Here is a 23,558-nt window from a genome sequence, read left to right on the forward strand (position 1 = left end):
AGTTTTATACTGTACCGACTGGACGGTACAGCTGTCGAGCCGCGGGATGGACGGGCCCGCCGCGCGGCTAGGGTTGTCCGCGTGGTGACCTACCTCGACCATGCGGCGACGACACCGATGCTCCCGGAGGCCGTCGAGGCGATGACCGCGGAGCTGCGAGGGCTCGGCAATCCGTCCTCACTGCACGCGGCGGGCCGGCGCGCCCGCCGGGTCGTCGAGGAGTCCCGCGAGATCATCGCCGAGGCGTTCGACGCCCGCCCGAGCGAGGTGGTATTCACCTCCGGTGGTACCGAGGCCGACAACCTCGCCGTCAAGGGAGTGTTCTGGGCGCGCCGCCGCGCCGACCCTGCCCGCACCCGCGTGCTGGCCGGCGCCGTCGAGCACCACGCCGTCCTCGACTCGGTGCAGTGGCTCGCCGACCACGAGGGCGCCGAGATCGACTGGATCCCGGTGGACGAGCTGGGACGCGTCCGTCCCGAGGCGCTGCGCGAGGCCCTCGGCACCGGCCGGGACGTGGCACTCGCCACGGTCATGTGGGCCAACAACGAGGTCGGCACCGTCCAGCCGGTCGCGGATCTGGCCGCCGTCGCACGCGAGCACGGCGTCCCGTTCCACACCGACGCCGTCCAGGCCGCCGGGACCCTGCCCGTCGGCTTCGCGGCGAGCGGCGTGCAGTCCCTGGCGATCACCGGGCACAAGCTCGGCGGCCCGATCGGCGTCGGCGCGCTCCTGCTGGCCAAGCCGAAGGAGCCGCTGTTCCTCGACCCGGTCCCGCTGCTGCACGGCGGCGGGCAGGAGCGCGACGTCCGGTCCGGGACGCTCGACGCCCCGGCCATCGCCGGGTTCGCCGCCGCCGTCCAGATCACCTCCCGTCGCCGCGCGGCCGAGGCCGGCCGCCTGGCCGAACTGCGCGACCGGCTGATCGACGCCGTCCGCGCCGCGGTGCCGGACGCGGTCCTCAACGGCGACCCCGCCGACCGGCTCCCCGGCAACGCCCACTTCTCCTTCCCCGGCTGCGAGGGCGACGCCCTGCTCATGCTCCTGGACGCGCGCGGGATCGCCTGCTCGACGGGGTCGGCGTGCTCGGCCGGCGTTTCCCAGCCCAGCCACGTCCTCATGGCGATGAACGCGAGCGCTGAGCGCGCGCGGGGCTCGCTCCGCTTCACCCTGGGCCACACCTCCACGGAGGCGGACGTCAAGGCCCTCGCCGACGCCATCGGCCCCGTAGTGGAACGCGCACGCCGCGCCGGTCTCAGCTGAACCGAGGTTTTACCTCCGCTCTGCCGGGGACAGCGATGCCGGGTCTCAGGAGGGCAGCGAACGTGACGAGCAACAGTGCAGTAGAGCGGGTGGGACGCAAGGCCGCGGGCCACCCGTGGTTCCACCTGATGTCCCGCGTGGGCTTGGTCGCACGCGGGCTTCTTTACCTTCTCATCGGCTGGCTGGCGCTCCAGGTGGCGTTCGGCGACGGCGGCAAGGAGGCCGACCGGAAGGGGGCCCTCCAGGCGGTCGCGGAGAAACCGGGCGGCCCGGCCGTCCTGGTCCTCATGGTGGTGGGCTTCGCCGCGCTCGCGCTCTGGCAGTTCGCCGAGGCGCTGTACGGGCGGCCGGTACCGGACGGGGACAAGGCGACCAAGCGGCTTTCCTCCGCCGCCCGCGGCGTCGTCTACACCGCCGGTTTCGCGGCGACCCTGGGCTTCCTGTTCGGCCACACCGGCAGCTCCAGCGACCAGCAGTCCAAGACCTACACCGCGCGGGCCATGGCCGAGCCCGGCGGCCGCTGGCTGGTGCTGGCGATCGGGATCGGGTTCGTGGTCTGGGGCATTGTCGTCTTGGTGCACGCCGTGCGCCGCAAGTTCCTGGAGGAACTCAAGGGAATGAGCCGGGCGACGCGGCACCTCGTCCAGCCGCTCGGCGTGGCCGGGAACCTGGCGCGCGGACTGGTCGGCAGCGGCGTCGGCGTCTTCCTCGCCTACGCCGCGATCACCTTCAAGCCGGACAAGGCCCAGGGCCTGGACGGCACCCTCCGCGAGTTCGCCTCGACCCCCGCCGGCATGTGGGGACTCGTCGCCGTCGCCGCCGGAGTGCTGCTCTTCGGCCTGTACTCCTTCTGCGAAGCCCGCTGGCGCAAGGTCGAAGCCGTCTCCTAGCGTGCCAGGCGCCGTCCTCAGGCTGGCACGGTCTTACGGCTCACGGTCTTACGGCTCACGGCCTTACGGCTGGTAGGGCCTCACGGCTGGTAGGGGGCGAGGGCACGCCAGCCCGGGTCGTTGGACGAGGCGACCTTGGCCTTGCCCTCCGTCCAGCCCGCGGCGAGCTGGTCCAGCTCGCCGATCACCCCGGAGTCGGGGTCGGCGTACAGGTGGAAGACCCGCAGCCCGTCACCGGTCTCCCGCACCGCGAGGACGGCCCGGTCGCCCAGCTTGGTGAGCTTCTTCTCGAACGCGCGCAGCGCCCCGGACGACGGCTCCACCGGCAGCCGGTCGGGGTTGCTGTGGGCGTACGGGACGGTGATCGCCACGTGCAGGTCGCAGAGCGGGTAGTCCTGCCGGTGCAGCGGGAACCGGGCGCCCAGCCGGGCGGGGTGCCCGCGCGGGGTGCGGCCCTCGCCGGTCAGCCAGGAGGGTTCGGCGAACGGCTCGGCGACCTGCTCCACGACCGCCGACAGCATCGAGGGGGGCAGCGAGTCGATCGGCGCCTCGATGGCGATCGAGACCTCGCCGACCCAGCGGGCCACGTCGTCCTCGCCGAGCGCCCAGTCGAGGACGTGCAGCGCCACCTGAAGCTGCTGCTCCTCGGAGACGAACAGGAAGTCGGGATGGTAGGCGCTGATGTGCACCCGGGCCCGGTCGGCGTCGGCGCGCATGCCGAGCCGCACGTACTCCAGGTCGAACTCGTGATCACCGAGCACGAGGTCCTGGGAGAGCATCTCCGGGTCGGCCTGCCGTGCCGGATGGAACGTCCAGCCGCCGGCAGCGGACCCGGCCGGCGCGGCCCGGAACCAGCGTTCCGCCACCCCGCGCAGCTCGGGGTCGCCGCCGCCGGTCACCGTCAGCGACGGCGCCCGGTCGTCCGCCCCGCCGATCTCCCACTGGAGCTCGGCATGGATCTTGTGGACGCGCCGTGACAGTTCCTCGATCGTCTCCGCCGACAGGCCCTCGCCCGGTGTCCCGGGTTCGGCGGACTCCGCTCCCGGCGCGGCGGCGAGCGACGCCTCGATCGTCGGGCGGGCCTGCGCCCACCACTCCCAGAACTCGCCGATGGCGGGAGGCACCGCGGCGGGCGTGTCACGCGGACGGCGGAAGATTCCCACCTGTCGTCTCTTCCTAGTCGTGGGGTGATGCGGCTCCCCATCCGGAGCCCGCCCCGTCACCTTACGCGAGCCGCCGCCCGTCCCGCCGCGCGGACCGCGCGTCAAGGTTCCGCATCGCCGCGTACATGATCGTTCACGGTGCGTGCCGGGCGCGTGCACCCGCTCCACCCGCATCGGTCTCATCGTCAACACGATGGAGGGCCCACGGCGCCCGTACGCCACGGGGACCACGCCACGGCGCGTACGCTCGGAGGACTATGACTTTGCGTGTACTCGCCGCCATGTCGGGCGGCGTCGACTCCGCGGTGGCCGCCGCACGGGCCGCCGAGGCCGGGCACGACGTCACCGGCGTCCACATGGCCCTGTCCAGCAACCCCCAGTCCTACCGGACGGGCGCGCGCGGCTGCTGCACCCTGGAGGACTCCCGGGACGCGCGCCGTGCCGCCGACGTGATCGGCATCCCGTTCTACGTGTGGGATCTCGCCGAGCGGTTCCACCGGGACGTCGTCGAGGACTTCGTCAGCGAGTACGCGGCGGGCCGTACCCCGAACCCGTGCCTGCGCTGCAACGAGAAGATCAAGTTCGCGGCGCTGCTGGACCGCGCCATGGCCCTGGGCTTCGACGCCGTCTGCACCGGCCACTACGCGCGGCTGGACGGCGGCGTGCTGCGGCGCGGCGTGGACGAGGGCAAGGACCAGTCCTACGTCCTGGCCGTCTGCACGCCCGAGCAGCTCGCGCACGCCCTGTTCCCGCTCGGCGACACCACCAAGGCCGACATCCGGCTGGAGGCGGAGCGGCGCGGGCTCCAGGTGGCCGACAAGCCCGACAGCCACGACATCTGCTTCATCGCCGACGGTGACACGCGCGGCTTCCTCACGGAGCGGCTGGGCACGTCCCCCGGGCCCATCGTCGACACCGACGGCAACCGGGTCGGCGAGCACGAGGGCGCGTACGCCTACACGGTCGGCCAGCGCAAGGGCCTGCGGCTCGGCACCCCGGCGGCGGACGGCCGCCCCCGCTACGTCCTGGACATCTCCCCCGTGAACAACACCGTGACGGTCGGCCCGCGCGAGTCGCTCGACGTCCGCGAGATCACGGGGGAGCGGCCGGTGTGGCTGGGCGAGGTCCCCGCGGGACCGTTCTCCTGTCACGTCCAGCTCCGGGCACACGGCGAGGTCTACGCGTGCACGGCCGAGCGGGACGGCGACGGGCTGCGCGTCTGGCTGGACACTCCGGCACGTGGCGTAGCCGCTGGGCAGGCCGCCGTCCTGTACGACGGCGATCGCGTGCTCGGGTCCGCCACGATCGCCGACACCGCCCGGGTCGCCGCCTAGGGTGCGCGGCCACGGCACCGTTCTGGCGGCACGCGTCCTGTCCGACGGGCTCGCGGAACCAAAGGTGATCGCCGCGTCGGTAGGGTTCCGGACGTGACGAGTTACCCCTGGCAGCCCGGGACGGCCACCGGGATCGGTTCGTGTCCGGGCGAGGATCCGGCGGAGGCGCTGCGGATCGTCCTCGGTGAGCTGCCCGACCTGCCGCACCTGCCCGAGCTTCCCGCGCGTGGCCCCGGCGCCGACTTGACCGGGCGGACGGCGGGCCTGCTGGTGGACATGCCGATCCATCTGGAGCCGTCCGGGTGGCGCTTCTCCGACCGCCCGGGCCGCGACACGCTGCGTTCCCTCGACCATCTCGCCCGGGACCTGGACGTGCTGGAGGAGGTCGCGGGCGCCCATGACGGGCCGTTCAAGGTCCAGGTGTGCGGTCCGTGGACGCTGGCCGCCACGATCGAACTGCGGCACGGCGACCGGGCGGTCAAGGACCCGGGCGCCGTCCGCGACCTGACCGCCTCCCTGGCCGAGGGCGTCGCCGCGCACGTGGCCGACGTCCGGCGGCGCCTGCCGCGCGCGGAGGTCGTCCTCCAGCTGGACGAGCCGAGCCTGCCCGCGGCGCTGGCGGGCACCCTGCCGACCGCCAGCGGCTTCTCGCGGCTGCGGGCGATCGAGGAGCCGGTCGCCGAGGACGCCCTGCGGACGGTGATCGAGACGGCGTGCCGGGACGGCGCGGCGTTCCCGGTCGTGCACTGCTGTGCCCGGAACGTCCCCTACGGGCTGCTGCGCGGCGCGGGCGCCAAGGCGATCTCGGTCGATCTCCATCTGGTGCCCCGGCGCGACGACGACGCCGTCGGAGAGGCGATCGACGCGGGGGTCGGGCTGTGGCTCGGCGCGGTGCCCGCGACCGACGCCGCCCTGCCGGCGCTCAGGACGACCGTCGATCCGGTGCGGGCGCTGTGGCGGCGGTTCGGCTTCCCGCGCGCGCAGCTGTCCCGCCAGGTCGTGATCACGCCGGCGTGCGGGATGGCGGGAGCGTCGCCGGGCTACGTCCGCGCGGCGCTCAAGCGGTGCCGCGACGCCGCCCGGATGCTGCACGAGGCGGACTGACCCAAGCCTCGACCAGGGGATGCGCAACGGCGCTCCCTGTCCCACCGGCGCGGACGATCTGCTCGCCGGGCGGGGCGCGCCGGTGTCGCATTGTCGGTGCCGATGGCGACAATGGGCACATGACCACGAGTGATGGGGTGCCCGGCGAGGCACGGCAGCGGCACCTGGAGCTGAGCGAACGCATCGACGAGGGCAACTACCGCTACTACGTCCTCGACCAGCCGACGCTGACCGACGCCGAGTACGACCGGATGATGCGCGAGATCCGGGAGCTGGAGGAGCGGTATCCCGAGCTCGTCACCCCCGACTCGCCGACACAGAAGGTCGGCGCGCCGATCACGACCGACTTCGCGACGGTCGAGCACCTGGAGCGGATGCAGAGCCTCGACAACGCGATGAACGAGGACGCGCTGCTGGCGTGGGACGAGCGGGTGGTCAAGGAGGTCGGCGAGGTCGCCGGCTACCTGTGCGAGCTGAAGATCGACGGCCTGGCCATCGCGGTGACCTACGAGAAGGGCCGGCTGGTGCGCGGGGTGACCCGCGGCGACGGGCGCACCGGCGAGGACGTCACGAACAATGTCCGCACCATCGCCGACATCCCCGACCGGCTGGCCGGGGAGGGCTGGCCGGACGTCCTGGAGGTGCGCGGCGAGGTCTTCCTCCCGGTGGAGGGGTTCGAGCAGGTCAACACCGTCCAGGTCGAGGCCGGCAAGGACCCGTTCGCCAACCCGCGCAACGCGGCGGCGGGGTCGCTGCGGCAGAAGGACCCGCGGGTCACGGCGCACCGTCCGCTCGGGATGCTGGTACACGGATTCGGCGCGTGGCGTGGCGGGACGCAGCCGGAGAGCCAGTCCGGCGCGTATGAGCTGATGCGCGGCTGGGGGTTGCCGGTCAGCGACCTGTACGAGGTGCTCGGCGGGATGGACGCCGTCCGTAAGTACATCGCGCGGTACGGCGACCACCGGCACGACCCGGCGTACGAGATCGACGGCGTGGTCGTCAAGGTCGACCAGTTCGCCCTCCAGCGCCGGCTCGGGTCGACGAGCCGGGCACCGCGCTGGGCCATCGCGTGGAAGTACCCGCCGGAGGAGGTCAACACCAAGCTCCTCGACATCAAGGTCGGTGTCGGGCGGACGGGGCGCGTCACCCCCTACGGCGTGATGGAACCGACGAAGGTGGCGGGTTCCACGGTCGAGCGGGCCACCCTGCACAACGGCAGCGAGGTCAAACGCAAGGGCGTGCTGATCGGCGACACCGTCGTCCTGCGTAAGGCTGGCGACGTGATCCCCGAGATCGTCGCGCCGGTCGCCGCCCTCCGGGACGGCTCGGAGCGCGAGTTCGAGATGCCCACGCACTGCCCCGAGTGCGGCACGGAGCTGGCGTACGAGAAGGAGGGTGACGCCGACATCCGCTGTCCCAACGCGCGGCTCTGTCCCGCCCAGCTCCGCGAGCGCCTGTCCTTCGTGGCGAGCCGCAACGCGCTCGACATCGAGGCGCTCGGCTATGTCGGGGCGACCGCGCTCACCCAGCCGCTGGAGCCGAGCGACCCGCCGGTCAAGAACGAGGGCGATCTGTTCCATCTGACCGTTGAGCAGCTGCTGCCGATCAGGAGCCTTGTCCTGGACGCCAGGACGGGCACGCCCAAGATCGACCCGCAGACGGGCGAGTCCAAGGTCGTGTCGTTCTTCGCCAACAAGGAGGGCGAACCGAAGAAGACGGTCGAGATCCTCTTCGACGAGCTGGAGAAGGCCAAGAGCCAGCCGCTGTGGCGGGTGCTGGTGGCGCTGTCGATCCGGCATGTGGGGCCCGCCGCCTCCCAGAACCTCGCCCGCGAGCTGCGTTCCATGGACGCCATCGCGAACGCGACCGAGGAGGAGCTGGCGGCGGTGGAGGACGTCGGCCCGACGATCGCGGCCTCGATCAAGGCGTGGTTCGCGGTCGACTGGCACCGCGAGATCGTCGAGAAGTGGCGGGCCGCCGGCGTCCGGATGCAGGACGAGGGCGCGGCGGGACCGCGGCCGCTGAAGGACCTCACCGTGGTGATCACCGGGTCGCTGGAGGGGTACAGCCGCGACTCGGCGAAGGAGGCGGTGCAGGACCTCGGCGGGAAGGTCTCCGCATCGGTCTCCAAGAAAACGGACTTCGTCGTAGTGGGGGACAACCCCGGTTCGAAGTACGACAAAGCCGTCAAGCTGGGCGTACCGGTCCTGGCGGAGGAAGGGTTCCGCATCCTGCTGACCGATGGGCCAGATGCGGCCAAAAACGTGACTTTGCGCGCGGAGGAGTGACCGGTTGTGGTTGTGCGCACCACCACCAGCGCCGCGTTACCCAGCGGTACACTCCAACTACCCACCGACGAGTGGCGGGTACGGAATGGGCATAACGGAACGTACGCAATCGGTTTCGCGAAGTTGAGCAAAGGCCGTACTCTCCCAACCACTACGACCCACTGAATGTTCGGACGTCTCGCCCCGGGGTGCGTCCCCCGCGGTCCGGCGCGTTCCGCTCCCGGGGGACGGCCCCCCCGAACCCCCCGAGGATGTGATGAAGGACCCGAACAACACGCGGAACACGGCGCCCCGCCGTGGTTCCCCGTTGTGGATCTACTTCGTCGTCGTCATCCTGCTCGGCGTCGCCGCGTGCGGCACCGCGTTCTCCGGGCTGAGCGGCGCCGACCTGGACGCGCTCGCCCGCAACCCGGTCTTCTGGATCCTGGCCTGCTTCATCATCTTCGGCGAGCTGCGGCCGATCATCACGCCCGGCTCCACCGAGAACAACGGCGCGAACACCTCCACCACCTTCGCGTTCGCCGCGCTCCTGTACGCGGGGCTCCCGGTCGCCGCCGCTCTCCAGATCGTCGCCGTCGTCACCTGCGGGATCTTCCGCGGGCGCAGCGCGCACCGGATCGCCTTCAACGCCGCGCAGTACACCCTCAGCCTCGCCGCCGCCCAGCTCGTCCTGGCGGTCTCCGGCGACATGGCCACCCCCACGAGCCTCTGGGTTCCCGACGGCGGCGACCTGCCCGTGATCGCCCTCGCCGGCGCCGTCTACTTCGGCTGCAACGACACCCTGGTCGGCGCCGCCATCGCCCTGCACGAGCGGGTCTCGCTGCTCAAGGCGCTGCGCTGGGACCTCGGCTACCAGATCCTCGTCCATATGGCGCTGCTCGGCCTGGCCCCGCTGATGGTCGTCGCGATGGACAGGTCCGCGGTGTTCGTGCCGCTGATCGTGCTGCCGTTCATCGCCGTCTACCTGAACGCCTCGGTGGCCGTCCGCCGCGAGCACCAGGCCCTGCACGACGGCCTCACCGGATTGCCCAACCGCAAGCTGCTGATCGTCCGCACCGAGGAGGCCCTCGCGGAGGCGCGCGGCGCGGCGAAACGCACCAGAGGCGGCGCCGGCCGCCTCGGCCGGCGCCGCCCGGCCGTGATCAAACCCTCCCGCCTCCTCAAGGTCGCCGAGCCGCCGCATCAGCGCGCCGGGCTGTTCCTGCTGGACCTCGACCGGTTCAAGGAGGTCAACGACACTCTCGGGCACCCCACCGGCGACCGGCTCCTCCAACTCGTCGCGCACCGGCTCACGCACAGCGTCCGCCCGGGCGACCTCGTGGCCCGGCTCGGCGGCGACGAGTTCGCGGTGCTGCTGCCCACCGTCCGCGACGAGGCCGCCGCCCGCGAGGTCGCCGCCCGGCTGCGGGCCGCGCTCGGCGAACCCGTCCGGCTGGACGGCATGTCGTTCGACCTGGAGGCCAGCGTCGGGATCGCGCTGTTCCCCGACGACGCGCCCGACTTCGAACTGCTGCTCCAGCGCGCCGACGTCGCGATGTACAACGCCAAGGAGGCCCGCACCGGCGTCGAGGTGTACTCGCCCGGCAAGGACCGCAACTCCCCGGACCGGCTCAGCATGCTCGGCGACCTGCGCCGCGCCATCGACCGCTCCGAGCTGGAGCTGTACTACCAGCCCAAGGTCTCCCTGCGGGACGGGCAACTCGTCGGGATGGAGGCGCTGCTGCGCTGGCGCCACCCCGACAAGGGCCTCCTCGAACCCGAGGCGTTCCTGTCGATGGCCGAGCAGACCTATCTGATGCGCTCGATCACCCGGCATGTCGTGGAGGCGGCGCTCGCGCAGACCGCCGCCTGGTGGCGCGAGGACCTCGCCGTCCAGGTCGCGGTGAACGCCTCCGGCCGCGACCTGCTCGACACCGGCCTCACCGAGACGATCGAGGAGGGACTGCTCGCCCGCGGGCTGCCCGCCGCGGCGCTCCAGCTGGAGATCACCGAGCGGATCCTGATGAACGAGCAGGCCTACGCCTCCGACACCGTGAAGGCGCTCGCCGAGCTGGGCATCCCACTCAGCCTGGACGACTTCGGCACCGGCTACTCCTCCCTCGTCCGGCTCAAGCGCCTCCCGGTCGAGGAGATCAAGATCGACTCCTCCTTCGTGGGCCGGCTCACCGACTCCACCGACGACGCCGTCATCGTCCGCTCCATCGTCGACCTCGTCCGCACCCTCGGGTTGCGATCGGTCGCCGAGGGCGTCGAGGACCCGCAGACCGCACGGATGCTCCGCGACATGGGCTGCGACGCCGCCCAGGGCTGGCACTTCGGCCGCCCCATGGACGCCGCGACCGCCACCGACTGGCTCCGCCGGCGCATGGAACGCGCCCCCGAACCAGCGGCGTGACCATTCGAATCCGGTCTAAAACGACATAGGGCTCAAGTCTGACAATCCCCTTACCGGTCTCTGACAGAGCCGCTACGATCACGCACCATGAACAACGCCGCGCGCGGAGTGATCCTCGGCCTCGCCCTGCTGGGGATGGGGTTCATGTTCGTGTTCACGCTGGAGGCAATGCCCGACAACGACACCGACTTCAAGCTCTACGACCTTGCCGGAGTGGTCTTCGGGGGCTTTCTGATCCTGTCCTGCGCGGTGATGGGCGCAGCCGCCCTCGCGGGAATGCAACCATCGCCGTCAAAACCGGTGACATTCCCCTTCCAGGGCGCCGCGCACCAGCAGCAACCCGCCCCACCGCAAGTCCAGCAGTACCCCCACCAAGCCACAGGCCCCCAACCCGGCGCGGCCCCCCAGATGTACCCCCCACAAGCCTGAGGCCGAATTTCTGGGTCTCCCTACCGTCACGCGAGCGCGCGACCTGACCGGTGGGGCAACGCCGAAGGCAAGCCCCACCGGGAAGATCGCGAAGCGATGACGCGCTCGCCCAAGCACGGTCAAGGAGCGAGCCGCCAGGCGAGCCCCTGGGCCGGGATTGAATTAGTACTGCCGCCGGCGCTCGTATCCCGGCGGGAGATCCTCGTAGTAGTGCTCCTCGCGGACCGCGGGGGGCGGGCGGCGCTCGACCGAGCGACGTGCGGAGGCCAGCCGCACGATGCCGATGACGAGCCCGATCAGCCCGCCCAGCATGAGGATCAGGCCGACCAGCCGAATATCGATGCCGCTGAACTCGTAGTTGACCGCGTAGGCCAGGATCGCGCCGATGATGATCAGGGCGATGCTGCCGCCGATGGTCACGGCGGGCTCCTCTCGTCGTCCTGGGGTGGACGACACATCTCTTCCCGCCACGAGGAAATCAAACGGCGCGGCCGGGCACGCCCCGAGTAAACCGGTCGGGCCGGGCGGGCACGGCCAATAGGATGACCGGTGAAACCACGTCATCGCAGGAACGGTTGTCTACATGTCCGCCATCACCCGTGACGAGGTCGCTCACCTCGCCCGGCTGTCCCGGCTGGCGCTCGGCGACGATGAGCTCGACCATCTCGCCGCCCAGCTCGACCAGATCATCTCCGCGGTCGCGCGGGTGCAGGAGGTCGCCGCGCAGGACATCCCGCCGACCTCGCACGCGCTGCCGCTGACCAATGTCTACCGCGCCGACGAGGTCCGGCCGTCCCTGGCCCCGGGGCAGGCGCTCGCCGCCGCCCCCGCCGCCGAGGAGCAGCGTTTCCGCGTACCGCGGATCCTGGACGAGGAGGCGTGAGCGCCATGGAACTGGTCGGGAAGGGGGCGGCGGAGCTCGGTGAGCTCATCGCCGCCGGCGAGACGTCCGCGGTCGAGGTCGCGCAGGCGCATCTGGATCGCATCGCCGCGGTGGACGGGCAGGTCAAGGCGTTTCTGCACGTCGACCGCGAGACGACGCTGGCACAGGCGCGGAAGGTGGACGAGCGGCGCGCGGCGGGGGAGGAGCTCGGCCCGCTGGCCGGCGTGCCCATCGCGCACAAGGACGTCTTCACCACCGACGACATGCCCACCACCGCGGGCTCGAAGATCCTGGAGGGATGGCGGCCCCCCTACGACGCGACCATCACGGCGCGGCTGCGCGAGCAGGGCCTGGTGATCCTCGGCAAGACGAACATGGACGAGTTCGCCATGGGCTCCTCCACCGAGAACAGCGCCTTCTTCACCACGCGCAACCCGTGGGACCTGGAGCGCGTCCCGGGCGGGTCGTCCGGCGGCAGCTCCGCGGCGGTCGCCGCGTACGAGGCGCCGCTGTCCACCGGAACCGACACCGGCGGGTCGATCCGGCAGCCCGCCGCGGTCACCGGCATCGTCGGGATGAAGCCCACCTACGGCGGCTCGTCCCGCTACGGCGTCATCGCGTTCGCGTCCTCGCTCGACACGCCGGGGCCGTTCGCGCGCAACGTCCTGGACGCGGCGCTCCTGCACGAGGCGTTCAGCGGCCACGACCGGATGGACTCCACCTCCGTCGACGCCGCCGTCCCGCCGGTCGTGGAGGCCGCACGGCACGCCGATGTCGCCGGGCTGCGCGTCGGCGTCGTCAGGGAGTTCGCGGGCGACGGCGCCGAGCCGGGCGTCTCGGCCCGCTTCGACGAGGCCGTCGAACTGCTGGAGTCCCTCGGCGCGAAGGTCGTCGAGGTGTCGTGCCCGCATTTCTCCTACGCGCTGTCCGCCTACTACCTGATCGCGCCATCCGAGGCGTCGTCTAACCTCGCCCGCTTCGACGCCATGCGTTACGGCCTGCGGGTCGGCGACGACGGCACCCGCAGTGCCGAGGAGGTCATGGCGCTGACCCGCGCCGAGGGGTTCGGACCCGAGGTCAAACGGCGCATCATGCTCGGCACCTATGCGCTGTCCTCGGGCTACTACGACGCCTACTACGGCAAGGCGCAGCAGGTCCGCACGCTGGTCAAGCGCGACTTCGACACCGCCTTCGAGCAGGTCGACGTGCTGGTCTCGCCGACCACGCCGACCACGGCGTTCCCGATCGGTGAGCGCGTGGACGACCCGATGGCGATGTACCTGGCCGACCTGTACACCATCCCGGCCAACCTGACCGGCAACGCCGCGATCTCGGTGCCCTGCGGCCTCGCGGACGGACTGCCGGTCGGCCTGCAGATCATGGCGCCCGTCCTCGGTGACGACCGCGCCTACCGTGTGGCCGCCGCCGTCGAGCGCGCCCTGGAGGACCGTTGGGGCGGCCCCCTCCTGGCCAAGGCCCCGGAACTGGTGGAGGCGAAGTGAGCACCCCGACGCTGATGGACTATGACGAGGCGCTGGCCAGGTACGAGCCGGTGCTCGGCATCGAGACGCATATCGAGCTGGGCACCGCGTCCAAGATGTTCTGCGGCTGCCGGACGACGTTCGGCGCCGAGCCGAACACCCAGGTCTGCCCGGTGTGCCTTGGACTGCCGGGGGCCCTGCCGGTGACCAACCAGGCGGCGATCGAGGGCATCATCAAGATCGGCCTCGCGCTGAACTGCGAGATCGTCGAGTGGTGCAGGTTCGCCCGGAAGAACTACTTCTATCCGGACATGCCGAAGAACTTTCAGATCTCCCAGTACGACGAGCCGCTCTGTGTGGACGGGCAGCTGGAGGTCGAGGTCGAGGGCGAGACGTACCGGATCGAGATCGAGCGCGTCCACATGGAGGAGGACACCGGCAAGTCGCTGCACGTCGGCGGCGCGACGGGCCGGATCCACGGCGCCGAGTTCTCCCTGGTCGACTACAACCGGGCCGGGATCCCGCTGGTCGAGATCGTCACCAAGCCGATCCCCGCGACCGGCGAGAAGGCCCCTCTCGTCGCGCGTGCCTACGCCACCGAGCTCCGCGAGCTAGTCCGGTCCCTCGGCGTCTCGGACGTGCGCATGGAGGAGGGCTCCATGCGCTGCGACGTCAACGTCTCCCTGATGCCGCGGGGCGCCGCCGAGTGGGGGACCCGCACCGAGACCAAGAACGTCAACTCGCTGCGGTCCGTCGAGCGCTCCGTCCGTTCGGAGATCGAGCGGCAGGCCGGCGTGCTGTCCGCGGGCGGGCGGATCGTCCAGGAGACCCGCCACTTCCACGAGGACACGGGCCGCACCACCGCCGGGCGCAGCAAGGAGGAGGCGCAGGACTACCGCTACTTCCCCGAACCCGACCTGGTGCCGATGGCGCCGTCCCGCGCGTGGGTGGACGAGCTGCGTGCGGCCCTGCCGGAACTCCCGGCCGCGCGCCGCACCCGCATCCAGCGCGAGTGGAACCTCTCCGACCTGGAGCTGCGCGACGTCGTCAACGCCGGCGCCGTCGACCTCATCGAGGCGACGATCGCGCAGGGCGCCGACGCCGCCACCGCACGCAAGTGGTGGATGAACGAGCTGTCGCGGCGCGCCACCGAGCAGGGGGCCGAGCTCGCGGACCTGCCCATCACGCCGGAGCAGGTCGCCCGCATCCAGGCGATGATCACGACCGGGGAGCTGAACGACAAGCTGGCCCGTCAGGTCTTCGAAGGCGTCCTGGCCGGCGAGGGCACCCCCGACGAGGTCGTCGCCGCCCGGGGGCTGAAGGTCGTCAGCGACGAGGGCGAGCTGGCCTCGATCGTCGACCAGGTCATCGCCGGCAACGCCGCCGTCGCCGACAAGGTCCGCGCCGGCAAGGTCGCCGCCGCGGGGGCCCTGGTCGGCGCCGTGATGAAGGCCACCCGTGGCCAGGCCGACGCGGGCCGGGCCCGTGAACTCATCCTGGAGAAGCTCGGCGCCTCCTGACCGCACCGCCGCGGCCGTCCCGTGCCTCCATGGGACGGCCAGGCGCCTGTAGCCTTGAACAAGCCGGTCGTGTGCTCTGAAACGAGAGGTTCACGGATGACAGCTTTGCCGGCAGGTAGCTGGTTGGCGGCTCTTCGTGCACAGCCTGAGCGGGTCACCGCCGAGGAGTATGAAGCTCTTTCCGAGGACATCTCGAAACTGATCGAAATCGTGGACGGTTACGTCGTCTTCTGCGAAGCACAGACACGCGACCACCAGCGAGCGGGACGTCGACTGGCGAACCTTCTCGAATACCATGCGCGGGCGGCGATGAGCCGGGGGCATGACTGTGTCGAGGTCGACATCGACGTCGATCTGCGGCTTCGTGACGTGCCTCTGTGCAACAGACGGCCCGACGTCATCCTCTACAGGTGCCTTGATCGTGAGGGTAAGGAGCGACTCCGGGCCGAACACGCCCTTCTCGTTGTGGAGATCGTGTCGCCGGGCTCGGAGACCGTGGATACCGCCGACAAGCTCGGTGAGTACGCGAAAGCCGGAATTCCCCACTACTGGGTCGTGCGCCTTGACGGCACCGGTGTCTCGATGATCGAGCGTTACCGGCTGGACCCGGGTGCCATGCTCTACAAGCATCTGGGCACCCTGATGAAGGACGAGGCGGGCGGGCCGCCGGAGATCACCAATCCGCTTCCCATGATGATCGGCTGGGCGGAGCTGGAGTACTGATCAGCGCACCGGGACGACGATGATGCGGTCGTCCTTGGACGTGGGATCGCCTCTGCCGTCCTTGTTGCTGGTGGTGATCCATAGGGAGCCGTCGGGGGCGGTCACGGCGGCGCGGAGCCGGCCGTAGGTGTTCTCGAAGCGGGCGACGGGGCGGCCCGGTTCACCGTTGGTCAGGGGAACCTGCCACAGGCGCCGGCCGCGGAGGGCGGCGGCCCACAGGGAGCCGCCCGCGTAGGCGAGGCCGGACGGGGACGCCTCATCGGTCGTCCAGGTGAGCAACGGGTCGGTGTAGCCCCGGCGGTCTCCGACGCCTTCCACAACGGGCCACCCGTAATTGTCACCTTTCACAATGTGGTTGATTTCGTCGAAGCGGTCCTGACCGAATTCGGTGGCGAAGAGTCGCCTCCCGTCGTCCCAGGCGAGGCCCTGGACGTTGCGGTGGCCGTAGGACCAGACGCGGGTCCCGTAGGGGTTGCCGGGGGCGGGCGCGCCGTCCGGCGTGACGCGCAGGATCTTGCCGCCGAGGGAGTCCTTGTCCTGCGACCGGCTGGTGTCGCCGGTCTCGCCCGTCGTCGCGTACAGCATGCCGTCGGGGCCGAAGGCGAGCCGGCCGCCGTTGTGATTGCCGCCCTTGGGGATTCCGGTGACGATCGGTTTCGGAGTCCCGAGGCGGCCGTCGTAGGTGGCCTTGACCACGCGATTGTCGGACGCGGCCGTGTAGTACAGGTAGATCTGCTGGTCGCGGGCATAGGACGGGGAGACGGCGACGCCCATCAGGCCGCCCTCGCCCTCGGGCTCGACCCCAGGAACCTTGCCGACGTCCGTCTTCTTGCCGGCCGGTGTGACCCGCAGGAGGCGAGCGGTGTCCCGTTCGGTCACCAGCGCGTCGCCACCGGGCAGGAAGGCGATGGCCCAGGGGACGTTCAGGCCCGTGACGAGCTCGCGGGGGTCGCCGGGGGCGGTGCTTCTCGCCGACGCCAAGGGCGTGGGGGTACGGGGTCCACCGTCCGATGAGGAGCCGGACGGGGATGCGGAGCAGGCCGCCAGGACCAGTGCGGTCACGGCAAGGATGAACGGGTGGTGTCGCATGGCATCGCCTCCGGGTACCAGGATGCCAGCAGGGACGAGGCGGACATCACACCCTTCCGAGGCGTGAAAATGGTCACTCAACGTGATGCGGACGAAGGTGACGAGGGCGTTTCGGGTGTCCGAAGTAGGTCAATATCACGGTCGTTTGTCGCCGGGAGGACGCTGAGCCTCAATCGCTCTGTGACCTACGGAACGTACATTGAGCGACACGGTGATCCCGCAGTGCAGCAACGTCGCTGATCTTCGGCCTGCGCAGGCCCATGCGCTCGCCGTCCACCCCGCGCCGAACTCGCGCGGGGCACGATCCATGACCTTCCGGGCGTTACCCGAGCGGCCGGTGAGGTTTCCAGACTCATGCCCTTTCCCGGCGCGACGCCGCGCCCGCGGGGGGCGGGGCGTTCTCATCGGGGCAGAAAGGGACATGGCGCGATGAGCGGCGAGTACGCGAGGCGGATGCCTCCGCGGGTGCTGCCGGTCGCCCTGGCCGCGATCGTCGGCGTGCTGTACGCCATCGGCTCGCTGCTGGGCTGGGGCGGCACGGCCTTCATCGCGTGGGCGGAGGCGGGCGCCGCGGGCGCCGCCGCGATCTCGCTGCTGATGTCGGCCCGGGGCCCGAAGGGCAGGGGTGCGGACGGCGCCGTCTGGCGGGCGTCCTGGCGCTGGTACGGCCTCGCCGCCGCCTGCTGGTTCGTGGGCGCGCTGGGCAGCGCGATGGCGGACGCCCCCAGCCGCAGCGCCCTGTCGCTGTCGGTCTCCGACCTGTTCTACCTGATCGCCGTGGTCGCGCTGGTGACGGGGCTCGTGGTGCCGATCAGGCTGCCCCGGGAGGCCGCGACCTGGCTGCGGTACGCCGCCGACACCTACGTCTGCGCGTGCGGGCTGTTCGTGCTGGGCTGGGTGGGCCTGTTCAGCTCGCTCTACCACCAGACCGAGGAGTCACCGCCCGAGTTCTTCCTCGAACTGTTGTACCCGCTGATCGACATCGTGCTGATGTGCGGGGCGTTGCCGTTCGTCCTCGGCGCCGGGCGGGGGCACCGGCGTCAGGCGTGGATGGGGTACGGGGCGCTCACCGCGTTCGCGATCGCCGACATCGTCACGACGATCGTCCGGCTGGACGGCGGCGTGCCGGCCGACGACCCCGCCGACATCCTGCGCCTCGGCGGGCTGCTGCTCCTGCTGCTGGTGCCGTGGACGGGCCCCGCGCGGGTTCCGGCGGACGAGGAGGTCGACGACATCCCCGAGGACGTCGTGCTGCCGCCGGGGGACGAGTGCGGCCGGATGATCGGGCCGGGCCTCGCGCCCGCCGCGATCGCCGCCGCGGCGGGCATGTTCGTCGCGGGGCACTCGCTGACCGGGAAGAACGGCCTGGAACCCGTGGTGTCGATCGTCGCGGGCTCGGCGGTGCTGGTGCTGCTCGCCCGGCTCGCGGGGCTGCTGCGCGAGAACGAGGCGCTGCGCCGGGCGGTGGGGACGGGGGAGGAGCACTTCCGTGCCCTGTCGGAGAGTATCAACGACGCGGTGCTGATCTGCGATCTGGACGCGACCGTCCAGTACGCCAGCGCGGGGGCCCTGCGCACCTACCGCTACACCCCCGACGAACTGCTCGGACGGCCCCTGCACGAGATCATCCACCCGGAGGACCTACCGCGCGTCGACGCGGTGTTCACCGAGTTCCTCGAAGAGGACACACCGCCCGACTCGCTGCGCGTGTCGTGCCGCGTGCGCGCGGCGGACGGCACCTGGCTGCCCACCGAGTCCACGATCTCCCGGTACGCGGGCACCGGCGAGGCGCCGGGACGGCTGCTGGTCACCACCCGCGACCTCAGCGAGCAGGCGGCATTGCAGCGGCAGGTCGCGCATCTGACGTTCCACGACGGGCTGACGGGTCTGCCGAACCGGTCCTATTTCGAGGAGCGGACCCGGGAGGTGCTGACGCGGCAGCGGGACGGCGGCCGGGTCGCGGTCGTCTTCGTCGACCTGGACGGCTTCACGGCGGTCAACGACTCGGCGGGGCACGCCGCCGGGGACCAGGTCCTCGCGCAGGCCGCGCGGCGGCTCCGCGCGACGGTGCAGGCCGACGACACGGTGGCGCGCTGGGGCGGGGACGAGTTCGCCGTGCTCGTCCAGCTCCCGTCCGACGACCGGGAGACGCAGGCCGCGGTGGAGCTGGCCGGGCGGCTGCTGCGCGTCCTGTCGGTGGACCCCTACCAGGTGGGCAGCAAGCACATCGTGCTGACGGCCAGCGTCGGCATCGCGTTCGCCGGGGACGAGGAGACGCCCGGGGCCACGGGGGCGACCGTGTCCGGCGCGACGTCCAGCGCCGCCGCGGGCACCGGGAAGGAGGCGGGCCGGCGGGTCCGGCGCACGGCCGCCGACCTGATCCGCAACGGCGACCTCGCGATGGCGCGTGCGAAGGAGCTCGGCGGGGGGCGGGTCGAGGTGTTCGCCCCGCACATGCACGCCGACGTCGTGCGGCGGCTGGAGCTCGGCAGCGATCTGCAGCGGGCGCTCGCCGAGGAGCAGTTCGCGGTGGAGTTCCAGCCGGTGGTGGATCTCGCCACGTCCCGGGTGACGGGGGTCGAGGCGCTGCTGCGCTGGTGGCGGGGGAGCGAGTCGGTGCCGCCGGAGGAGTTCATCGGCCCCGCCGAAGAGTCCGGCCTGATGATCCCGCTCGGCGACTGGGTGCTGCGTGAGGCGTGCCGTGAGGTCGCCCGGTGGCGGCGTGACTCCTGGGACGTGGGCGTGTCGGTGAACTTCACCGCCCGGCAGATCGCCGCGCCCCGGTTCGTGGAGTCGGTCGCGGCGGCGCTGGCCGAGACCGGGCTGCCGCCGCAGGCGCTGACGCTGGAGGTGCGGGAGGAGGTGCTCGTCGAGGACGCGGGCCACAATGTGGAACGCCTGTCGGAGCTGCGCGACCTCGGCGTCCGGCTCGCCATCGACGACTTCGGCACCGGGTACGCCTCGCTCGCCTACCTCGGCCAGCTCCCGGTGGACGTCATCAAGATCGATCCGTCGTTCGTGGCCGGGCTCGGCTCGGACGAGACGCTGACGCTGCTGACCCGCACGATCGTCCGGCTGGGCAGCGACCTGGGCATCACCGTGGTCGCGGAGGGCATCGAGCGGCCCGAGCAGCTGGACCTGCTGCGGGGGATGGACTGCCCGCGCGGGCAGGGCTTCCTCGTGGCGCGCCCGATGGCGGCGGGACGGGTGGAGTCGCTGGTCCGGACGAACCTGTCCGCGCAGGGGAGACCGGGTGAGGTCCCACTGCCCCTTCCGGGTTGACTGAAGGCCCGGAACGTCTCACGGTGTGAGACAATGTGTCCAGGGATTTGACCGGCGCCGCGAAGTCGGCGAAAGTGAGTTCCGTGCAGAGCAGTTTCACTATTCTCGTAGTACTTGGTCGGCGCGCAGGCTGACCAAGCTTTCCGACCTGCGCGCCTCCCCTCGACCGCCTCACGGCGGCGGGGGTTTTTTGTTGCCCGGTGAGCCCAGACATCTCTCCCCAAGGAAACGCAGATCATGACGACCGAACAGATGACGGGAGCCCAGGCGCTGGTGCGCGCCCTGGAGAACGTCGGCGTGGACACCGTGTTCGGGATCCCGGGCGGCGCGATCCTCCCCGCCTACGACCCGCTCTACGACTCCGGCAAGCTGCGCCACATCCTCGTCCGGCACGAGCAGGGCGCGGGCCACGCGGCCCAGGGCTACGCGATGGTGACGGGCAGGGTCGGGGTCTGCATGGCCACGAGCGGGCCCGGCGCGACGAACCTCGTCACCGCGATCTCCGACGCCTACATGGACTCGGTGCCGATCGTGGCGATCACGGGGCAGGTCGCGTCCTCCCTCATCGGGACGGACGGCTTCCAGGAAGCCGACATCGCCGGCATCACGATGCCGATCACCAAGCACAACTTCCTGGTGACCAAGGCCGCGGACATCGGGCGCACCATCGCCGAGGCGTTCCACATCGCCGGGACGGGCCGCCCGGGACCGGTCCTCGTCGACATCGCCAAGGACGCCCTCCAGGCCACTGTGGCCTTCGAGTGGCCCGTCCAGCTCCAGCTCCCCGGGTACCGTCCCGTCACCCGACCGCACTCCAAGCAGGTCCGTGAGGCGGCACGGCTGATCGGCGCGGCGCGGCGCCCGGTGCTGTACGTCGGCGGCGGCGTGCTGAAGGCGGGAGCGTCCGCCGAGCTGAAGGTGCTGGCCGAGCTGACCGGCGCGCCCGTCGTCACCACCCTGATGGCCAAGGGCGCGCTGCCCGACAGCCACCCGCTGCACATGGGCATGCCGGGCATGCACGGCGCGGTCGGCGCCGTCGGCGCGCTCCAGCGTGCGGACCTGCTGGTCACGCTCGGCGCGCGGTTCGACGACCGGGTCACCGGCAAGCTCGACGGGTTCGCGCCCGGCGCCAAGGTGGTGCACGCCGACATCGACCCGGCCGAGATCTCCAAGAACCGGCACGCGGACGTCCCGATCGTCGGGGACGCGCGGGAGGTCATCGCCGACCTGATCGTCGCCGTCCAGAACGAGCACGACGCGGGACGCAAGGGCGACTACGGGGACTGGTGGCGGCAGCTCAACGCCTGGCGCGACACCTACCCGCTGGGCTACGACACGCCCTCGGACGGCTCGCTGTCCCCGCAGTACGTCATCGAGCGCATCGGCAGGCTCGCCGGGCCGGAGGCGTACTACGTCGCGGGCGTCGGCCAGCACCAGATGTGGGCCGCACAGTTCATCAAGTACGAGCGGCCGGGCGCGTTCCTCAACTCCGGCGGCGCGGGGACGATGGGCTACGCCGTCCCGGCCGCGATGGGCGCCAAGGTCGGCGCGCCCGACACGCAGGTGTGGGCGATCGACGGCGACGGCTGCTTCCAGATGACGAACCAGGAGCTGGCGACCTGCGCCATCGAGGGGATCCCGGTCAAGATCGCGGTGATCAACAACGGTAACCTGGGCATGGTCCGGCAGTGGCAGACGCTGTTCTACGACGGCCGCTACTCCAACACCGACCTGCATTCCGCCAAGCGCATCCCGGACTTCGTCAAGCTGGCGGAGGCGTACGGTTGCGTCGGGCTGCGCTGCGACCGCGCGGAGGACGTCGACGACGTCATCGCCAAGGCCATGGAGATCAACGACGCGCCGGTCGTCATCGACTTCGTCGTCCACCAGGACGCGATGGTCTGGCCGATGGTCGCCGCCGGCACCACCAACGACGACATCAAGATCGCGCGGGATATGGCCCCCGACTGGGAGAACGGAGACTGACCCCGATGAGCCTGCACACCCTCTCGGTGCTGGTGGAGAACAAGCCCGGCATCCTGGCGCGTGTCGCGGCGCTGTTCTCCCGCCGCGGCTTCAACATCGAGTCCCTCGCCGTCGGCACCACCGAGCACCCGGACATCTCCCGGATGACGATCGTGGTGAACGTCGCCGACCTGCCACTGGAGCAGGTCACCAAGCAGCTCAACAAGCTGATCAACGTGCTGAAGATCGTCGAGCTCGACCAGCCGGCGTCCGTCCAGCGCGAACTGGTCCTGGTCAAGGTGCGCGCCGACGCCGAGACGCGGTCCCAGGTCCTGGAGACCGTCCAGTTGTTCCGCGCCAAGGTGGTGGACGTCGCACCGGACGCGGTCACCATCGAGGTCACCGGGAACCGCGACAAGCTCGACGCCTTCATCCGGGTCCTGGAGCCCTTCGGCATCAAGGAGATGGTGCAGTCGGGCATGGTGGCCATCGGCCGTGGCGCCCGATCCATCACCGACCGCTCGCTGCGCGCCATCGAACGCAGCGCGTGACCCGTGTGAATTCCGGTCTTTATCACCAACACTGAAAGGCAACAGCACTGTGGCTGAGATGTTCTACGACGACGCCGCCGACCTGAGCGTGATCCAGGGCCGGCACGTGGCGGTCATCGGTTACGGCAGCCAGGGGCACGCGCACGCGCTCTCCCTGCGCGACTCCGGCGTCGACGTGCGGGTCGGGCTCCGCGAGGGCTCGGCGAGCCGGGAACTGGCGGAGGCCGAGGGGCTGCGCGTCGTCACCCCGGCGGAGGCGGCCGAGGAGGCCGACCTCATCATGCTGCTGGCCCCCGACCACCACCACCGGGAGATCTTCGAGAAGGACATCAAGCCCGCCCTCGTGGAGGGCGACGCGCTGTTCTTCGGCCACGGCTTCAGCATCCGCTACGACCTCGTCCAGCCGCCGGAGGGCGTGGACGTGGCGATGGTCGCGCCGAAGGGCCCGGGCCACCTCGTCCGCCGTCAGTTCGTCGCGGGCCGCGGCGTGCCGGTGATCGTGGCGGTGGAGAAGGACCCGTCGGGGAACGCCTGGCCGCTGGCGCTGTCGTACGCCAAGGCCATCGGCGGCCTGCGCGCGGGCGGCATCAGGACCACCTTCACCGAGGAGACCGAGACCGACCTGTTCGGCGAGCAGTCGGTGCTGTGCGGCGGTGTCTCCGAGCTGATCAAGACCGGGTTCGAGGTGCTCACCGAGGCCGGCTACCAGCCGGAGGTGGCCTACTTCGAGGTCCTGCACGAGATGAAGCTGATCGTCGACCTCATGTACGAGGGCGGTATCGCCAAGATGTACTGGTCGGTGTCCGACAACGCCGAGTACGGCGGCTACAGCCGGGGCCCGCGCGTGGTCACGCCGGAGACCAAGGCCGCGATGAAGAAGATCCTCGGCGAGATCCAGTCCGGCGCGTACGCCAAGGAACTGGTGGAGGAGTTCGAAGGCGGCCAGGCCCGGTTCGGCAAGTACCGCGAGGAGCTCGCCGAGCACCCGATCGAGAAGACGGGCGCCGAGCTGCGCCCGATGATGAGCTGGCTCAACGACTAGAACGATCTGCAATCCCGGCCCAGGGCGCTCGACTGGCGGCTCGCCCTTGACCGTGCTCGGGCGAGCGCGTCATCGCTTCGCGATCCGCCCTGGTGAGGCTTGCCTTCAGCGTGCCTCACCGGGGCAGATAGCACGCTCGCGTGGTAGTTGGGCCTTTCT

General features: G+C 71.1%; 17 protein-coding genes and 1 pseudogene. 15 read left to right on the forward strand and 3 right to left on the reverse strand.

All coding sequences use genetic code 11. The annotated features are described in order from the left end of the window. The first annotated feature begins 84 nt into the window (after nucleotides 1-84). Together AMA02S_RS22995 and AMA02S_RS23000 are read left to right on the forward strand one after the other, a co-directional pair. Entirely contained in the window at nucleotides 85-1,260 is a 1,176-nt protein-coding gene (locus AMA02S_RS22995) for a cysteine desulfurase family protein (RefSeq protein ID WP_067461627.1), read from the forward strand. Between the two features lie 62 nt (nucleotides 1,261-1,322). Then, complete coding sequence (locus tag AMA02S_RS23000) at nucleotides 1,323-2,150, forward strand: DUF1206 domain-containing protein (protein WP_245667754.1); 828 nt, start codon at nucleotides 1,323-1,325, stop codon at nucleotides 2,148-2,150. Between the two features lie 80 nt (nucleotides 2,151-2,230). Here AMA02S_RS23000 and AMA02S_RS23005 read toward each other — a convergent pair whose 3' ends face one another. Continuing rightward, nucleotides 2,231-3,313, reverse strand: a complete 1,083-nt coding sequence (locus tag AMA02S_RS23005; protein WP_067461468.1) for a DUF695 domain-containing protein — start codon at nucleotides 3,311-3,313, stop codon at nucleotides 2,231-2,233. Nucleotides 3,314-3,570: 257 nt separating this feature from the next. On the opposite strand from AMA02S_RS23005, the gene mnmA reads away from it, so the two are divergent. From mnmA to AMA02S_RS23030, 5 genes are all read left to right on the forward strand, one after another. Beyond that, nucleotides 3,571-4,647, forward strand: a complete 1,077-nt coding sequence (gene mnmA / locus AMA02S_RS23010) for a tRNA 2-thiouridine(34) synthase MnmA (protein ID WP_084265502.1) — start codon at nucleotides 3,571-3,573, stop codon at nucleotides 4,645-4,647. A 93-nt stretch (nucleotides 4,648-4,740) separates the two neighbouring features. Further along, nucleotides 4,741-5,751, forward strand: coding sequence for a methionine synthase (locus AMA02S_RS23015; protein WP_067461470.1), 1,011 nt, complete (start codon nucleotides 4,741-4,743; stop codon nucleotides 5,749-5,751). Nucleotides 5,752-5,870: 119 nt separating this feature from the next. Next, on the forward strand, nucleotides 5,871-8,039 hold the full coding sequence (gene ligA / locus AMA02S_RS23020; protein WP_067461471.1) for an NAD-dependent DNA ligase LigA: 2,169 nt from the start codon (nucleotides 5,871-5,873) through the stop codon (nucleotides 8,037-8,039). Between the two features lie 256 nt (nucleotides 8,040-8,295). Then, a complete protein-coding gene (locus AMA02S_RS23025) occupies nucleotides 8,296-10,434 on the forward strand; it encodes a putative bifunctional diguanylate cyclase/phosphodiesterase (protein WP_067461472.1) in 2,139 nt (712 codons plus the stop codon). Nucleotides 10,435-10,521: 87 nt separating this feature from the next. Then, nucleotides 10,522-10,863 (forward strand): hypothetical protein, encoded by a 342-nt coding sequence (locus AMA02S_RS23030; RefSeq protein ID WP_157430786.1) that lies wholly within the window; start codon nucleotides 10,522-10,524, stop codon nucleotides 10,861-10,863. A 162-nt stretch (nucleotides 10,864-11,025) separates the two neighbouring features. On the opposite strand, the gene AMA02S_RS23035 is transcribed toward AMA02S_RS23030, so the two are convergent. Next, complete coding sequence (locus AMA02S_RS23035; RefSeq protein ID WP_067461474.1) at nucleotides 11,026-11,283, reverse strand: DUF6458 family protein; 258 nt, start codon at nucleotides 11,281-11,283, stop codon at nucleotides 11,026-11,028. 163 nt (nucleotides 11,284-11,446) lie between these two features. Here AMA02S_RS23035 and gatC point away from each other — a divergent pair, with 163 nt between their 5' ends. The 4 genes from gatC to AMA02S_RS23055 all read left to right on the forward strand — a co-directional run bounded on the left by gatC (nucleotide 11,447) and on the right by AMA02S_RS23055 (nucleotide 15,470). Continuing rightward, nucleotides 11,447-11,746 carry an Asp-tRNA(Asn)/Glu-tRNA(Gln) amidotransferase subunit GatC gene (gatC, locus tag AMA02S_RS23040; RefSeq protein WP_067461475.1) on the forward strand — a complete coding sequence of 100 codons (300 nt, stop codon included), beginning with the start codon at nucleotides 11,447-11,449 and terminating at the stop codon, nucleotides 11,744-11,746. Between the two features lie 5 nt (nucleotides 11,747-11,751). Beyond that, on the forward strand, nucleotides 11,752-13,248 hold the full coding sequence (gatA, locus tag AMA02S_RS23045; RefSeq protein WP_067461476.1) for an Asp-tRNA(Asn)/Glu-tRNA(Gln) amidotransferase subunit GatA: 1,497 nt from the start codon (nucleotides 11,752-11,754) through the stop codon (nucleotides 13,246-13,248). 14 nt (nucleotides 13,249-13,262) lie between these two features. Next, nucleotides 13,263-14,747, forward strand: a complete 1,485-nt coding sequence (gene gatB, locus AMA02S_RS23050; RefSeq protein ID WP_067461628.1) for an Asp-tRNA(Asn)/Glu-tRNA(Gln) amidotransferase subunit GatB — start codon at nucleotides 13,263-13,265, stop codon at nucleotides 14,745-14,747. Nucleotides 14,748-14,843: 96 nt separating this feature from the next. Next, the gene (locus AMA02S_RS23055; protein WP_067461477.1) at nucleotides 14,844-15,470 is read left to right on the forward strand and encodes a Uma2 family endonuclease; all 627 of its coding nucleotides are present in this window, start codon (nucleotides 14,844-14,846) and stop codon (nucleotides 15,468-15,470) included. Here the strand turns inward: AMA02S_RS23055 and AMA02S_RS23060 are convergent, their stop codons facing one another. Next, complete coding sequence (locus AMA02S_RS23060) at nucleotides 15,471-16,559, reverse strand: PQQ-dependent sugar dehydrogenase (RefSeq protein WP_067461478.1); 1,089 nt, start codon at nucleotides 16,557-16,559, stop codon at nucleotides 15,471-15,473. It abuts the gene before it with no gap. Between the two features lie 429 nt (nucleotides 16,560-16,988). Between AMA02S_RS23060 and AMA02S_RS23065 the strand changes: the two genes are divergently transcribed. The 4 genes and pseudogenes from AMA02S_RS23065 (at nucleotide 16,989) to ilvC (ending at nucleotide 23,399) form a co-directional block, all read left to right on the forward strand. Further along, entirely contained in the window at nucleotides 16,989-19,841 is a 2,853-nt protein-coding gene (locus tag AMA02S_RS23065) for a putative bifunctional diguanylate cyclase/phosphodiesterase (RefSeq protein WP_067461479.1), read from the forward strand. A gap of 231 nt (nucleotides 19,842-20,072) precedes the next feature. Then, nucleotides 20,073-21,827 (forward strand): annotated as a pseudogene (locus AMA02S_RS23070) (acetolactate synthase large subunit); the annotation flags it as partial. Nucleotides 21,828-21,832: 5 nt separating this feature from the next. After that, nucleotides 21,833-22,357 carry an acetolactate synthase small subunit gene (ilvN, locus tag AMA02S_RS23075; protein ID WP_067461481.1) on the forward strand — a complete coding sequence of 175 codons (525 nt, stop codon included), beginning with the start codon at nucleotides 21,833-21,835 and terminating at the stop codon, nucleotides 22,355-22,357. A gap of 58 nt (nucleotides 22,358-22,415) precedes the next feature. Further along, complete coding sequence (gene ilvC / locus AMA02S_RS23080) at nucleotides 22,416-23,399, forward strand: ketol-acid reductoisomerase (RefSeq protein WP_067461482.1); 984 nt, start codon at nucleotides 22,416-22,418, stop codon at nucleotides 23,397-23,399. Nucleotides 23,400-23,558 lie beyond the last annotated feature (159 nt).

Source organism: Actinomadura macra NBRC 14102 (genome assembly GCF_001552215.1).
GTDB lineage: Bacteria > Actinomycetota > Actinomycetes > Streptosporangiales > Streptosporangiaceae > Spirillospora > Spirillospora macra.

What these genes read in the sequence shown, in the direction of transcription:
- ilvC (WP_067461482.1), top strand. Translation starts at nt 22,416, where the DNA reads ATGTTCTACGACGACGCCGCCGACCTGAGCGTGATCCAGGGCCGGCAC.
- AMA02S_RS23025 (WP_067461472.1), top strand. Translation starts at nt 8,296, where the DNA reads ATGAAGGACCCGAACAACACGCGGAACACGGCGCCCCGCCGTGGTTCC.
- gatC (WP_067461475.1), top strand. Translation starts at nt 11,447, where the DNA reads ATGTCCGCCATCACCCGTGACGAGGTCGCTCACCTCGCCCGGCTGTCC.
- ligA (WP_067461471.1), top strand. Translation starts at nt 5,871, where the DNA reads ATGACCACGAGTGATGGGGTGCCCGGCGAGGCACGGCAGCGGCACCTG.
- gatB (WP_067461628.1), top strand. Translation starts at nt 13,263, where the DNA reads ATGGACTATGACGAGGCGCTGGCCAGGTACGAGCCGGTGCTCGGCATC.
- ilvN (WP_067461481.1), top strand. Translation starts at nt 21,833, where the DNA reads ATGAGCCTGCACACCCTCTCGGTGCTGGTGGAGAACAAGCCCGGCATC.
- AMA02S_RS23055 (WP_067461477.1), top strand. Translation starts at nt 14,844, where the DNA reads ATGACAGCTTTGCCGGCAGGTAGCTGGTTGGCGGCTCTTCGTGCACAG.
- AMA02S_RS23060 (WP_067461478.1), bottom strand. Translation starts at nt 16,559, where the DNA reads ATGCGACACCACCCGTTCATCCTTGCCGTGACCGCACTGGTCCTGGCG.
- mnmA (WP_084265502.1), top strand. Translation starts at nt 3,571, where the DNA reads ATGACTTTGCGTGTACTCGCCGCCATGTCGGGCGGCGTCGACTCCGCG.
- AMA02S_RS23030 (WP_157430786.1), top strand. Translation starts at nt 10,522, where the DNA reads ATGAACAACGCCGCGCGCGGAGTGATCCTCGGCCTCGCCCTGCTGGGG.
- gatA (WP_067461476.1), top strand. Translation starts at nt 11,752, where the DNA reads ATGGAACTGGTCGGGAAGGGGGCGGCGGAGCTCGGTGAGCTCATCGCC.
- AMA02S_RS23065 (WP_067461479.1), top strand. Translation starts at nt 16,989, where the DNA reads ATGAGCGGCGAGTACGCGAGGCGGATGCCTCCGCGGGTGCTGCCGGTC.